This is a genomic window from Streptomyces lienomycini (assembly GCF_027947595.1).
GTDB lineage: Bacteria > Actinomycetota > Actinomycetes > Streptomycetales > Streptomycetaceae > Streptomyces > Streptomyces lienomycini.
The window spans coordinates 6,157,576-6,170,254 of sequence record NZ_CP116257.1 but is presented as its reverse complement, the minus strand read 5'-3'; the positions used below and the strand labels follow the sequence as shown (position 1 = coordinate 6,170,254).

Annotated in this window: 13 protein-coding genes; 6 read left to right on the top strand and 7 right to left on the bottom strand. The window is 74.0% G+C overall.

The features are described 5' to 3' along the window. Nucleotides 1-98 precede the first annotated feature (98 nt). Nucleotides 99-743 (top strand): PhzF family phenazine biosynthesis protein, encoded by a 645-nt coding sequence (locus BJ961_RS28150; protein ID WP_271415593.1) that lies wholly within the window; start codon nucleotides 99-101, stop codon nucleotides 741-743. A 46-nt stretch (nucleotides 744-789) separates the two neighbouring features. Here the strand turns inward: BJ961_RS28150 and BJ961_RS28145 are convergent, their stop codons facing one another. Together BJ961_RS28145 and map are read right to left on the bottom strand one after the other, a co-directional pair. Next, nucleotides 790-1,437, bottom strand: a complete 648-nt coding sequence (locus tag BJ961_RS28145; RefSeq protein WP_271415592.1) for a biliverdin-producing heme oxygenase — start codon at nucleotides 1,435-1,437, stop codon at nucleotides 790-792. A gap of 174 nt (nucleotides 1,438-1,611) precedes the next feature. Then, entirely contained in the window at nucleotides 1,612-2,469 is an 858-nt protein-coding gene (gene map, locus BJ961_RS28140) for a type I methionyl aminopeptidase (protein ID WP_271415591.1), read from the bottom strand. A gap of 58 nt (nucleotides 2,470-2,527) precedes the next feature. Here map and BJ961_RS28135 point away from each other — a divergent pair, with 58 nt between their 5' ends. Then, the gene (locus BJ961_RS28135; protein WP_271415590.1) at nucleotides 2,528-2,770 is read left to right on the top strand and encodes a hypothetical protein; all 243 of its coding nucleotides are present in this window, start codon (nucleotides 2,528-2,530) and stop codon (nucleotides 2,768-2,770) included. Here BJ961_RS28135 and BJ961_RS28130 read toward each other — a convergent pair whose 3' ends face one another. Further along, entirely contained in the window at nucleotides 2,771-4,111 is a 1,341-nt protein-coding gene (locus BJ961_RS28130) for an MFS transporter (RefSeq protein ID WP_381159654.1), read from the bottom strand. A 351-nt stretch (nucleotides 4,112-4,462) separates the two neighbouring features. Next, the gene (locus BJ961_RS28125) at nucleotides 4,463-5,077 is read right to left on the bottom strand and encodes a vWA domain-containing protein (RefSeq protein WP_271415589.1); all 615 of its coding nucleotides are present in this window, start codon (nucleotides 5,075-5,077) and stop codon (nucleotides 4,463-4,465) included. Nucleotides 5,078-5,208: 131 nt separating this feature from the next. Here BJ961_RS28125 and npdG point away from each other — a divergent pair, with 131 nt between their 5' ends. Both npdG and BJ961_RS28115 read left to right on the top strand, forming a co-directional pair. After that, on the top strand, nucleotides 5,209-5,916 hold the full coding sequence (gene npdG / locus BJ961_RS28120; protein WP_271415588.1) for an NADPH-dependent F420 reductase: 708 nt from the start codon (nucleotides 5,209-5,211) through the stop codon (nucleotides 5,914-5,916). A gap of 83 nt (nucleotides 5,917-5,999) precedes the next feature. After that, entirely contained in the window at nucleotides 6,000-6,200 is a 201-nt protein-coding gene (locus tag BJ961_RS28115) for a hypothetical protein (RefSeq protein ID WP_271415587.1), read from the top strand. Nucleotides 6,201-6,206: 6 nt separating this feature from the next. Here BJ961_RS28115 and BJ961_RS28110 read toward each other — a convergent pair whose 3' ends face one another. Beyond that, nucleotides 6,207-7,004 carry a site-2 protease family protein gene (locus tag BJ961_RS28110; protein WP_271415586.1) on the bottom strand — a complete coding sequence of 266 codons (798 nt, stop codon included), beginning with the start codon at nucleotides 7,002-7,004 and terminating at the stop codon, nucleotides 6,207-6,209. 220 nt (nucleotides 7,005-7,224) lie between these two features. Between BJ961_RS28110 and BJ961_RS36220 the strand changes: the two genes are divergently transcribed. Together BJ961_RS36220 and BJ961_RS28100 are read left to right on the top strand one after the other, a co-directional pair. Beyond that, nucleotides 7,225-8,376: an AfsR/SARP family transcriptional regulator gene (locus tag BJ961_RS36220; protein ID WP_408648693.1), complete on the top strand. Its 1,152-nt coding sequence runs from the start codon at nucleotides 7,225-7,227 to the stop codon at nucleotides 8,374-8,376. A gap of 125 nt (nucleotides 8,377-8,501) precedes the next feature. Beyond that, nucleotides 8,502-10,670, top strand: a complete 2,169-nt coding sequence (locus tag BJ961_RS28100; protein ID WP_271417189.1) for an ATP-binding protein — start codon at nucleotides 8,502-8,504, stop codon at nucleotides 10,668-10,670. A gap of 71 nt (nucleotides 10,671-10,741) precedes the next feature. Here the strand turns inward: BJ961_RS28100 and BJ961_RS28095 are convergent, their stop codons facing one another. Together BJ961_RS28095 and BJ961_RS28090 are read right to left on the bottom strand one after the other, a co-directional pair. Continuing rightward, nucleotides 10,742-11,566 (bottom strand): ABC transporter permease, encoded by an 825-nt coding sequence (locus BJ961_RS28095; protein ID WP_271415585.1) that lies wholly within the window; start codon nucleotides 11,564-11,566, stop codon nucleotides 10,742-10,744. Next, nucleotides 11,563-12,588: an ATP-binding cassette domain-containing protein gene (locus tag BJ961_RS28090; RefSeq protein ID WP_271415584.1), complete on the bottom strand. Its 1,026-nt coding sequence runs from the start codon at nucleotides 12,586-12,588 to the stop codon at nucleotides 11,563-11,565. The genes BJ961_RS28095 and BJ961_RS28090 overlap by 4 nt, the downstream gene beginning before the upstream one ends. Between the last annotated feature and the right edge of the window lie 91 nt (nucleotides 12,589-12,679).

The following is a 12,679-nucleotide window of genomic DNA, read 5'->3' as shown; positions in this document are numbered from 1 at the left end:
CAGCAGCGCCCCCGTGCGCGGATGCGGGAACACCCCCACCGGCTGGTCGTGGACCTCGGAGAGCAGCCCCCGCCCGCGGACGATGCTTGAATGCCCCGGTGACCGACTACGACGTACTGCGCGTCTTCTGCGCGCCGAACGGCGGCTACGGCAACGAACTGGGCGTCGTCCGGGACGGATCCGTGCTGCCGGAGCCCGAGCGGCGGCAGGAACTGGCCGGGAAGCTCGGCTTCAGCGAGACCGTGTTCGTCGACGACCCGGAGCGCGGCGTCGTCGACATCTACACGCCCACCCTGCGCCTGCCCTTCGCCGGACACCCCTGCGTCGGCACCGCCTGGCTGCTCGACGTGCCCGAACTCGTCACCCCGGCCGGGGTGGTGGGCGCCCGGCTCGACGGGGAGTTCAGCTGGATCGAGGCCCGCCCCGAGTGGGCCCCGCCGCGCACCCTGCGCCAGTACGCCACCGTCGCCGAGGTCGACGACCTGACGGTGCCTGAGAAAGGGGAGTGGGTCTATGCCTGGGCGTGGGAGGACGAGGCGGCCGGGCGGGTGCGGGCGCGTGCCTTCCCGGGGCGCGACGACGGGATCGACGAGGACGAGGCGACCGGTGCGGCGGCGCTGCTGCTGACCGCGGGGCTGGGCCGCGCCCTCAACATCACCCAGGGGGTCGGCTCCCAGATCCTCACCGCGCCGCAGCCCGAGGGCTGGGTCGAGATCGGCGGCAGGGTGCGCCTGGAGCGGTGACGCCGCCCGCCCGCCGCCGACGTGCCGACCGGGCCCGCGGCCCGGCTCAGGCGGACAGCGGGAACTCCTCGCCCAGCCCCCGGAAGACCGCCGTGTTGAGGTCGAAGGCGCGCTTGCACTCGGCGACGATCCGCTGCTTCTCCAGGTCGTCGGCGCGGATGCCGTCCAGCAGTTCGCGGTACTCCCGCTTGAACGCGGCCGGGTTGGCGATCTCCTCGAACACGTAGAAGCGGACGCCGTCGCCCTTCCTGACGAAGCCCCAGGTCCGCTCCGCCTTGTCGCGGATGATCTGGCCGCCCGACAGGTCGCCGAGGTAGCGGGTGTAGTGGTGCGCGACGTACCCCGCCGGCCACTGCTCGGCGCACTCGCGCACCCGGGCCGCGTACGCCTCGGTCGCGGGCAGGGCGGTCAGCCCCGTGCGCCACCCGGCGCCCCGCAGATGCGCCAGGTCCCGCTCCAGCGAGGCCAGCCGCAGCAGCTCCGGCCGGACGAAGGGTCCGGCCACCGGGTCCGACGCCAGCCGTCCGGCGCCGGCCTCCAGGGCCTCGTAGACGAACCACAGCTGCTCGGTGTAGCGCGCGTACGCGTCGACGCCGAGTCGGCCACCGAGCAGGTCGCTCATGAACGTGGAGGTCTCCGCCTCCACGTGCTGCTCGTGGGAGGCCGTGCGGATGAGGGTCGAGAAGGAGTCCATGGGCCGATCTTCTTTGGTTAGGCTTACCTAAGTCAAGACCTTCCCGACGGGACGTCGGCAAAGATTCCGACAGGCTGTCGGTAAAAACCCTACCCCGTGGCGCACGCGAAAGCCCGCCCTCCGAGGAGAGCGGGCTCGTGCGGGTCGACGGGACGGGCCGGCGGGCCCCCGGGCTCAGGGCAGTGTCAGGATCTCGGCGCCCGAGTCCGTCACCACCAGCGTGTGCTCGAACTGCGCCGTGCGCCTGCGGTCCTTCGTCACGACCGTCCAGCCGTCGTCCCACATGTCGTACTCGTGGGTCCCCAGCGTCAGCATCGGCTCGATCGTGAAGGTCATCCCGGGCTGGATGACGGTCGTCGCGTGCGGGCTGTCGTAGTGCGGGACGATGAGCCCCGAGTGGAACGACGTGTTGATGCCGTGACCGGTGAAGTCCCGCACCACCCCGTACCCGAACCGCTTGGCGTACGACTCGATGACGCGGCCGATGATGTTGATCTGCCGGCCCGGCCTGACCGCCTTGATCGCGCGGGCCAGCGACTCCCGGGTCCGCTCGACCAGCAGCCGGCTCTCCTCGTCCACGTCGCCCACGAGGTAGGTCGCGTTGTTGTCGCCGTGCACCCCGCCGATGTACGCGGTCACGTCGAGGTTCACGATGTCGCCGTCGCGCAGCACCGTGGAGTCGGGGATGCCGTGGCAGATCACCTCGTTGACCGAGCTGCACAGGGACTTGGGGTAGCCGCGGTAGCCGAGCGTCGAGGGGTAGGCGCCGTGGTCGCACATGTAGGCGTGCGCCACCCGGTCCAGCTCGTCCGTCGTCACACCGGGCGCGATGTGCTTCGCGGCCTCCTCCATCGCCCGCGCCGCGATCCGCCCGGCCAAGCGCATCGCCTCGACGGTCTCGGGTGTCTGCACCTCCGGCCCGGTGTACGGCGTCGGCGCGGGCTTGCCGACGTACTCGGGCCTGCGGATGTTTCCGGGCACGGAACGGGTGGGAGACAGCTCCCCTGGAACGAGCAGCGACTGGCCAGACATACCGGCGAGTCTAACCAGCGGCCATGGGGGAACATGTCGGTGGCGAGAGGAGCTGCCCATGGCCCTGTTCAAGAAGCGCACGGTCGGCAAACCGGGCGAGTGGTACTACTGCCTGGAGCACCAGAAGGTCGAGGAGGGCCCGGACTGCCCGGGCAAGGACCGCTTCGGGCCGTACACCTCCCGCACCGAGGCCGAGAACGCGATGCGCACCGCCCGCGAACGCAACCTCGAGTGGGAGAACGACCCCCGGTGGCACGACGCCTCGTCGGCGGGACGCCCCGACGACTCCGACGACCGCTGATCAGTCGCCCGCGTCGGCTGCGCGTCTCTCGCGCAGCCGCACCGCGTGCTCGTTCGTCCGCACGTCGTACCTCATCATCGTCGGCAGGCACAGCGCCAGCAGCCCCACCGCGCCCGCGCACAGCAGCCCGCCCGACCACACCGACGCCCGCACCCCGGCCAGCGCGGCCGTGCCGCCCGCCCGGACCTGGCCGAGCTGCGGGCCCACCGAGTACGACAGCAGCTCGATCCCGGCGAGCCGGCCGCGCAGTTCGTCGGGGATCGTCTGGTTCCACATCGCCCCGCGGAAGATCCCGCTGACCATGTCGCAGGCACCGGCCAGGACGAAGCACAGCAGTACCAGCCACACGTTTCCGGCGACGCCCGCGGCGGCGATCGCGACACCCCAGCCGAGCGCCGCCAGCACCACCAGCCGCCCGTGCCGGTGCACCCGCGACGTCCACCCGCTGCTCACGCTCACCAGCAGTGAACCCGCCGGGATCGCGGCGTACATCAGCCCCAGCGACCAGTCGGCGTCCAACTCGTCCGCCAGGAACGGCAGCACCGCGAGCGGCATCGCCAGGAACATCGCCGCGAGGTCCACCGCGTAGGTGCCCAGCAACTCCTTGCGGCCCCACGCGTACCGGGCGCCCTCGGCGATCGCCGCCCAGGACGGCCTGCGCGCCTCCTTCGACGCCGGGGAGGCGGTCAGCCCGACGCCCAGCGCCACCGAGACGGCGAAGGTGACCAGATCCACCGCGTACGCCCAGCCCAGCCCCGCGTACGCCACCACCACGCCCGCCAGCGCGGGTCCGGCGACCCCGCCGACCTGCCAGCGCAGCGAGTTCAGCGAGGCGGCGGCCGGCAGGTGCTCGTGGGCCACGATCCGCGGGATCAGCGAGTCCAGGGCCGGGCGCTGCACCGCCCCGAGCGCCGACGTGAACGCGGCCACCACGTACAGCGGCCACACGGCGGGGTCCGGCATCAGCGCGTTGACCAGCAGCACCGCGCACAGGACGCCCTGACCGGCCTCCGTCCGCACGATCAGCTTCCGCTTGTCCCAGGCGTCGGCCAGCGCACCGCCGTACAGCCCGAACACCACCAGCGGCACCAGTTCCACGGCGCCGATCGCGCCCACCGCCGCCGCCGACCCCGTCAGCTCCTTGATCTGCACCGGCAGCGCGACGAACGTCAGGAAACTCCCGAAGTTCGTGATCAGCCCGGCGACCCAGAGCCGACGGAAGTCCGGGGAGGCCCGCCAGGGGGCGAGGTCGGGCAGCAGGGCACGCCAGCCGGTGAGGACGCTGGCGGACGGGCCGGCGGGTTCGTCGGGAGGCGCGTCGGGGGAGGAGGTCTCGGTCACGAGGGGTCATCGTCCGGCGGCCGCCCAAGCACGGGCAACCGCTTTTCACAACCGCCCGTCGCGGACTGGAGGGTGGTGGGGGTCTCTGGAGGGTGGTGGGGGTCTCGGGTCGTCGAACGGGCGGGGCAGGCGGTGGCGGGCCGGGGCCGTCGGGGTTCTCGGCGTCCGTCGCCGGATGGACGGTGGTCGGGTGGTCGGGTGGTCGACCGGGCGGGGAAGGGGCGGTGGCGGGGCGGGCCGTCGGGGTTCTCGGGCGTGCGTCGTCGGCTGGAGGGTGGTGAGGGTCTCCGGTGGTCGACCGGGCGGGGAGGGGCGGTGGCGGGGCGGGGGTCAGGGAGTTGCCGGTGGCCGTCACCAGCCGGACGGTGGCGGGGCCGTCAGGTGGTCGGCCAGTCGGGACAGGCGGTCCCGGAAGCGGCTGCGGCCGCGGGGCTGCGGCACCGCGTTCTCCCCGGCCGCCGCGCTGACCAGGTGCTGCACCGTGTCCAGGTCCAGCTCGGCGCCGTCCGGCACGGTCAGCGCCTCGTGCGCCATCGCCGTCAGCTCCCGCTCACCCGGCTCGCGGCCGGTGCCCAGCGCCAGCACCGTCGCCCCAGCACGCCGCGCGTCGTGCACCCGCTCCAGGAGCCGGGCGCCGGGGTCGTCCGGCGTCACCACGAGCAGCGTCTCCCCGCGCCGGGCCGCCGCCAGCCGCCCGAGGCCGACCGCCAGGTGCGCCGGGTCCGACCGGCGCGCGTCGTGCCGTACCAGCGTGGGCGCCAGCTCCGGCGTCCCCGACCAGGCGGCCTCGTCCACCAGGTGCGCCGCCAGGTGCCAGGGCTCGTGCTCGGCGGTGCCCACCAGCAGCAGCCCGCCCCCGTGCGGGACCACCGACCCCCGCAGCGCCCCCGCGAACCTCCGGGTGGCACCCAGCCACTCGGTCCCGGCGAGCACTTCCCGCAGCAGCGCGACCCGTACGGCGTCCATACCGGCGCATCCTGCCGCAACCCGCGCCGCCCGGTCCGGCGTTCGCCCCCGAATCACCCGGTCCGGGGATCACCGCGCACTGGGCGGGACGCGTACTCCTGTGCGGGCCGGGGCGGACGTAGGGTCGCCCCATGACCTCTACCGACAGTGCTGCACAGAAGGCCCCCGCCAAGGACCCCTGGGACCTGCCCGACGTATCCGGGCTGGTCGTCGGCGTACTCGGCGGCACGGGTCCCCAGGGCAAGGGCCTCGCGTACCGCCTCGCCAAGGCCGGCCAGAAGGTGGTCGTCGGCTCCCGCGCCGCCGAGCGCGCCGAAGCCGCCGCCGAGGAGATCGGGCACGGCGTCGAGGGCGCCGACAACGCGGAGACCGCCCGCCGCAGCGACGTCGTGATCGTCGCCGTGCCGTGGGACGGCCACGGCAAGACCCTCGAAGGACTGCGCGACGAACTGGCCGGCAAGCTCGTCGTCGACTGCGTCAACCCGCTCGGCTTCGACAAGAAGGGCGCCTACGCCCTCAAGCCCGAGGAGGGCAGCGCCGCCGAACAGGCCGCCGCGCTGCTGCCGGACAGCCGGGTCGCCGCCGCCTTCCACCACCTGTCCGCCGTGCTCCTCCAGGACCCGGAGATCGACGAGATCGACACCGACGTGATGGTGCTCGGCGAGGACCGCGCCGACGTGGAGATCGTCCAGGCCCTCGCCGGCCGGATCCCCGGCATGCGCGGCGTCTTCGCCGGACGGCTGCGCAACGCCCACCAGGTCGAGTCGCTGGTCGCCAACCTGATCTCCGTCAACCGCCGCTACAAGGCACACGCCGGGCTCCGCGTCACCGACGTGTGAGGCGATGGGGGACACTGGTGGGTGCCCCGCGGTACCCGCCGTACCCGGGCACCCGCACGTGTCCCCCGACAGGAGCCCGCATCATGCCCCGCCTCGCCCTCTACGCCCTGGTCGTCTGCGTCCTCGCCGTGGCCGCCGCCGTCGTCTCCTTCGTGCAGGGCAGCGTGCTGATCGGCATCGTGTGGGTGCTGCTGTCGGGCCTGTCGTCCAACATGTGCTGGTACTACGTCAAGCGCGGCCGGGACGCCCGCCGCGCCGCCTCGTCCCCGTCCGTCACCGGCTGAGCGGCGTCACCCGCCCGGCGTGCACAGCGGGTCGGTCTGCCAGAAGCGGAACAGCTCGAAACCGCAGTACGTCTCGACCTCGCCGATCCCCAGGCTCCCCAGGAGCGCGTCGACCGCGTCGAAGAACACGCCGTTGAGCGCCGGGATCCACAACAGCGCGAACACGATCAGCAGCCCGAACGGCGCCAGCGGCTCCACCTGCCGCCGCACGTTGTACGACAGCCAGGGCTCGATCACCCCGTAGCCGTCCAGGCCCGGCACCGGCAGGAAGTTCAGGATCGCCGCCGTGACCTGGAGCAGCGCCAGAAACGCCAGCGCGAACCGGAAGTCGCGCGGCACGCCGTCCAGCGCGTCCAGCCAGAACGGCGCCGTGCACACGACGGCGAACAGCACGTTGGTCAGCGGACCCGCCGCCGAGATCAGACTGTGCCGCCACCGTCCCCGGATCCGCCCGCGCTCGATGAAGACGGCACCGCCGGGCAACCCGATCCCGCCCATGATCACGAAGAGGACGGGCAGCACGATGCTGAGCAGCGCGTGCGTGTACTTCACCGGGTTCAGCGTGAGGTAGCCCTTCGCGCCGACCGAGATGTCGCCGCTGTGCAGCGCGGTGCGGGCGTGCGCGTACTCGTGCAGGCACAGCGACACGACCCACGCGGCCGTCACGAACAGGAACACCGCGAGCCCCGGCTGCTCGGCGAATCCGGTCCAGGTGGCCCAGCCCGTGACCGCGGCGACGGCGACGATCCCGAGGAAGACGGGACTGACACGTCGGTCACTGGGGCGGGCGGTGGCGGTGGACATGGAACTCCCTGGCTGTCGGACACGCGGGGCACCTGCGGGACTGCCCGACCGTACCGGGCGCACGGGGAGAACGTCTCGCGGGTGGCGGTCGGTTCCGCAAGGCCGGGCCGCCGGGCCACCGCGGCGACCGGGGGGCACGGCGGGCCTTCCCGGGCGGGATGCCGCGCCGAGCGGTCAAAACCCCGTGACCGGCTCCGACGGCAGCGGGGACAATGGGCCCGTGCGCTACCGCATCCTCGGCACCACCCAGGTACTCCGTCCCGACGGCACGGCCGTCCCGCTCGGCGGGGCGCGGCTGCGCGCGCTGCTGACCGTGCTCGCCCTCCGCGCCGGCCGCGCCGTGCCCGCGGGGCTGCTGGTGGAGGAGGTGTGGGACGGCGACCCGCCCGCCGACGCGGCGGGCGCCCTGCAGGCGCTGGTCGGGCGGCTGCGCCGCGCGCTGGGCGCCGACTCGGTCGCCTCGGCCGACGGCGGGTACCGGCTCACCGCCGCCCCGGACGACGTCGACCTGCACCGCTTCGACCGGCTGGCCGGCGAGGGCACCCGCGCCCTGGGCGACGGCGACCCCGCCAAGGCGGCCGTCGTACTCGACGACGCCCTCGCCCTGTGGCACGGTCCCGCCCTCGCCGACCTGCCCGACCGCACCGCCGAGGCGGCCCGCTGGGACACCCGGCACCTGGACGCCCTGCGGGCCCGCCACACCGCCGCCCTGGGACTCGGACAGGCCGAGCACTCCCTGCCCGAGCTGACCGCCCTGTGCGACGCCCACCCCCTCGACGAGCCCCTCCAGGCCCTGCGGCTGCGCGCCCTGCGCGACACCGGCCGCACCGCCGAGGCGCTGGCCGCCTACGAGGCCGTACGCCGGCTGCTCGCCGACCGGCTCGGCACCGACCCGGGCCCGGAGCTGCGGGCCCTGCACGGGGAGCTGCTCGCGCCGGTGGAACTCCCGGCGCCGCCCGGCGCACACCCGGGGCCCGGGCCCGGCACCGGCCCGTCGGCGCCCGGAACCCCGCCGGGCGCCGGGACACCCGGAACGTCCCGGGGGCCCCGGACCCCCGAGGACCCCGGGACGCCCACCACACCGGCGGCGCCCGCGGACCCCCGCCCGCCGAGGCCGCGCCCGCCTCGCGCCGCCGGGGCAACCTCCGCGCCCGGCTCACCTCCTTCGTCGGCCGGGACGGCGACCTGGAGGCGCTGCGCGCCGACCTGGCGTCCGCGCGGCTCGTCACGCTGCTCGGGCCCGGCGGCGCCGGCAAGACCCGGCTGTCGCAGGAGGCCGCCGAGGGCGCCGGGGACACCGCACCGGACGGCGTGTGGCTGGCCGAGCTGGCCCCCGTCGACGACCCCGCCGGCGTACCCGAGGCCGTCCTGACCGCCGTCGGCGCCCGCGAGACCGTGCTGTACGGTGCCGGCGCCGAGGAGATGCGGGCCGTCACCGTCACCGACCGGCAGGCCACCGCCGTCGAGCGGCTCGTCGAGCACTGCGGCCGGCGCCGCATGCTGATCGTCCTCGACAACTGCGAGCACGTCGTCGACGCCGCCGCCCGCCTCACCGAGGAACTCCTCGCCCGCTGCCCCCACCTGACCGTCCTCGCCACCAGCCGCGAACCCCTCGGCGTACCGGGGGAGTCGCTGCGCCCCGTGGAGCCGCTGCCCGAGCCCGCCGCGCTGCGGCTGCTCGCCGACCGGGGCGCCGCCGCCCGCCCCGGCTTCCGCGTCGACGCCGACGAGGCGACCGCCGCCGCCTGCGCCGAGATCTGCCGCCGCCTCGACGGCCTGCCGCTGGCCATCGAACTGGCCGCGGCCCGGCTGCGGATGCTCACCCCGCGGCAGATCGCCGACCGCCTCGACGACCGCTTCCGGCTGCTCACCTCCGGCAGCCGCACCGTCCTGCCCCGCCAGCAGACGCTGCGCGCGGTCGTCGACTGGTCCTGGGACCTGCTCGACACCGACGAACGCGACGTGCTGGGACGGCTGTCCGTCTTCGCGGGCGGCTGCGACCTCGCCGCCGCCGAGGCGGTGTGCGGGCCCGCCGCCCTGGACGCCCTCGGCTCCCTCGTCGACAAGTCCCTCGTCGTGGCCGCACCCGTGGCCGACCCGTTCCTCGGCGACGGCATGCGCTACCGGCTCCTGGAGACCGTCGCCGAGTACGCCGCAGAACGCCTCGCCGAGTCCGGCGGCCGCGCCGGCGCCGAACGCGCGCACCTGACGTACTACCGCGAACTCGCCCGCACCACCGACCCGTTGCTCCGCGGCCCCGAACAGCTCGCCGCCATCGAGCGGCTGGAGCGCGAGTACGAGAACCTGCGCACCGCCCTGCGCCACGCCGTCGCCGAACGCGACGAGCAGGAGGCGCTGAGCCTGGCGCTGTCGCTGGTCTGGTACTGGCAGATGCGCGACCTGCGGGTGGAGGCCCGCGGCTGGCTCAGCGAGGTCATGGCGCTCGCCCCGGACCCCTTCGCCGAACCGGTCCGCCCCGCCCTGCCGGTGTGGGAGCGGTGCACGGCCGCCCCGCCCCCGATGACCGGCGAGGTCCTCGCCGAGGCCCGGCGCGGGGTCCACCTCGCCCATCTGGCCTGCATGGACACGGAGCTGGACGCCTGGCAGAACCCGCGGGCCCGGAGCAAACTGCGCGCCATCACCGAGACCTACGAACCCGGCCTGCCGCAGACCTGCTCCAGCCCCGGCCTGTTCTGGTTCTTCGCCGTGATGTTCATGGGCGACCTGAAGCGGCTGCGCCGGATCATGGACGCCACCGTACGCACCTGCCGCCGGACCCCGGGCTACGAGTGGGAGCTGGCGGGCTCCCTGCAGATGCGCGCCAACATGCTCGCCAACCGCTCCGACTGGGCGGGCGACGCGACCCGCGACGCCGACGAGTCCCTGGAGATCTACCGCCGCCTCGGCGACGCCTGGGGCATGGCCGAGGCCCTCTCCGGTCGCGCCGAGGCCCGGGAACGCACGGGCGAGTACCACCTGGCGGCCGCCGACTACCGGGCCGCGGCCGAACACGCCGAGCGGCTCGGCGCCCACGCCCAGGTGGACGTCCTGCACGCCCGGCTCGGCAGCGTGCTGCTGGAGGCGGGCGACGACGAACAGGGCGAGCGCCTGCTGCGCGACGTGATCGACCGCACGGCGGGCACGGGCCACAACGGCGCCATGCCCGCCGCCCGGCTGTTCCTCGCCGGCTGGCTCGGCATGACCGGGCGGACCGCCGGGGCGAGCGAGCAACTGCGGCTGCTGCGCGAGGACTTCTCCCTCGCCAACTTCGTGGTCTTCGACGCCTTCATCCTCGCCTCGGAAGCCTGGATCGACACGCTGGAGGGCCGGCACGAGGAGTGCCTGACCAAGGTCCGCGGCTCGCTCCAGCGGGCCGAGGACCCGCTGTCCACGGCCGTCGCCCCGCACATGCGCTCCGCCTACCTGACCATCGCCGCGATGGCGCTGGCCCGCGTGGACGCGGGGAGCCGGGCCGCGGACGGCGCACGGTGCGTCGGCGCCGCCGACGCGATGCTGCCCCCGGGCCACGTGTCGGGCGGGCAGGAGCGCAGCGCGCGTGACCGGGCCGTCGAGCGGGTCCGTCAGGTGCTCGGCACCGAGGCGTACGCCGCCGCGTACGCCGAGGGCGGCGGCCTCTCCCCCGAGGAGGCCGTCGCCCTCGTCTGACACGTCCGCGACTCGGCCTTCGCGGCTCAGCCCTTCACGCTTCGGCCCTTCACGCTTCGGCCCTTCGCGACTCAGCTCTTCGTGCGGAACTTGTGGATGGCGATCGGCGCCATCACCGCGGTCAGCGCGGCCGACCAGCCCAGCGTCACCCACAGGTCGTGCGTGACGGGACCGCCCACCATCAGGCCGCGCGCGGTGTCCGCGAGGGACGACAGCGGGTTGTAGTCGGTGAACGACCGCAGCCAGCCGGGCATCGAGTCGGTCGGCGCGAAGATCGACGAGCCGAACTGCAGGGGCATCAGCACCAGGAATCCCATCGCCTGCACGGACTGCGCGTTCTTCATGACCACGCCGAGGGTGATGAACACCCACATCAGCGCCGAGCCGAACACCGCGGACAGCCCCACCGAGGCCAGCAGCCCGGCCCAGTTGGTGATGTCGAAGCCGACCAGCACGGCGACGACCATCAGCACCGCGGTCGCGAACAGCATCCGCAGCAGCTCCACCGCGATCTTCGCGAACAGCACCGAGCCGCGCCCGATCGGCAGAGACCGGAAACGGTCCATGACACCGGAGTTGAAGTCCTGGTTGAACCCGGTCCCCACCCCCTGGGCCATGTTCATGCCCATCATGGCCATCAGCCCGGGGATGACGTACTGCACGTACGCCTGCTGGCCGCCGCCCAGCGACTGCCCGATGGAGCCGCCGAACACGTACACGAACAGCAGGGTGAAGACGATCGGGAAGAGGATGGCGTCGAACATCGACTCCGGGTCCTGCCGGATCCACAGCAGGTTGCGGCGGACCAGCGCGCTGGTGTGCCGCAGGTGCGCGCGCGGGGAGATCCGGGCGTCCGGGGTGAGCCGGGCTTCGGGGGTGACGGTGGCGGCGCTCATACGGCGACCTCCTCGCGGGCTTCGGTGGGCGCCGGGTCCTGCGGTGCACTGGCGCGGTGGCCGGTGAGGGACAGGAAGACCTCGTCCAGGCTGGGCAGTTCGGTGGTGATGGAGGCGATCGTGATGCCGCGCGCGGTGACCGCGCCGACCACGGCCGTCAGCTGCTCGTCGCTGAGGATCGGCACCAGGACGGTGCCGCCGCGCGCGTCGACCGTGGAGTTGGCGAGCCCGGTGATGCCCAGCTCGTCCAGGAAGGCGGCGAGCGGCCGCAGTTGCAGCGGGTCGGCCGGCCGGACGCGCAGGGTGCGGCCGCCGACCTTGGCCTTCAGCGCCTCGATGCCGCCCTTCGCGATGACCTTGCCGCGGTCCACGACGGTCAGCTCGGAGGCGAGCTGCTCGGCCTCCTCCATGTACTGGGTGGTGAGCAGCACCGTGACGCCGTCGCCGACCATCCGCTTGACCTCGTCCCACACCTCGTTGCGGGTGCGCGGGTCCAGGCCGGTGGTGGGCTCGTCCAGGTAGAGGACCGCCGGGCGCCCGATCATGGACGCCGCCAGGTCCAGGCGCCGCCGCATGCCGCCCGAGTAGGTGGCCGCGGGCCGCTTGCCGGCCTCGGTGAGCGAGAACCGCTCCAGCAGCTCGTCGGCGCGCGTGCGGGCCTCCTTGCGGGGCAGGTCGAGGAGCCGGCCGATCAGGTAGAGGTTCTCCCAGCCGGGGAGCTTCTCGTCCACGGACGCGTACTGCCCGGTGAGGCCTATGACCCTGCGCAGTTGCCGCGGCTGGCGCACGACGTCGTAGCCCGCGACGTGCGCCCGGCCGGAGTCGGGGGTGATGAGGGTGGACAGGATGCGCACCAGGGTGGTCTTCCCCGCGCCGTTCGGCCCGAGCACACCCATCACGGTGCCCTCGCGCACATCCAGGTCGACGCCGTCCAGCGCCTTGGTCTCGCCGTAGTGCTTGACCAGCCCCCGCACGGTGACCGCGCTGCCCGCGGCCGGGGGGTTGTCGTCGATTCGCTTCATGCCCCAGACGATGGCAGGGGGCACCGACAAACCACCGACATCCCGCCGACAGCCACCCGGCCCCGCCGACGGGGGAAGATCGGCGGGGCCG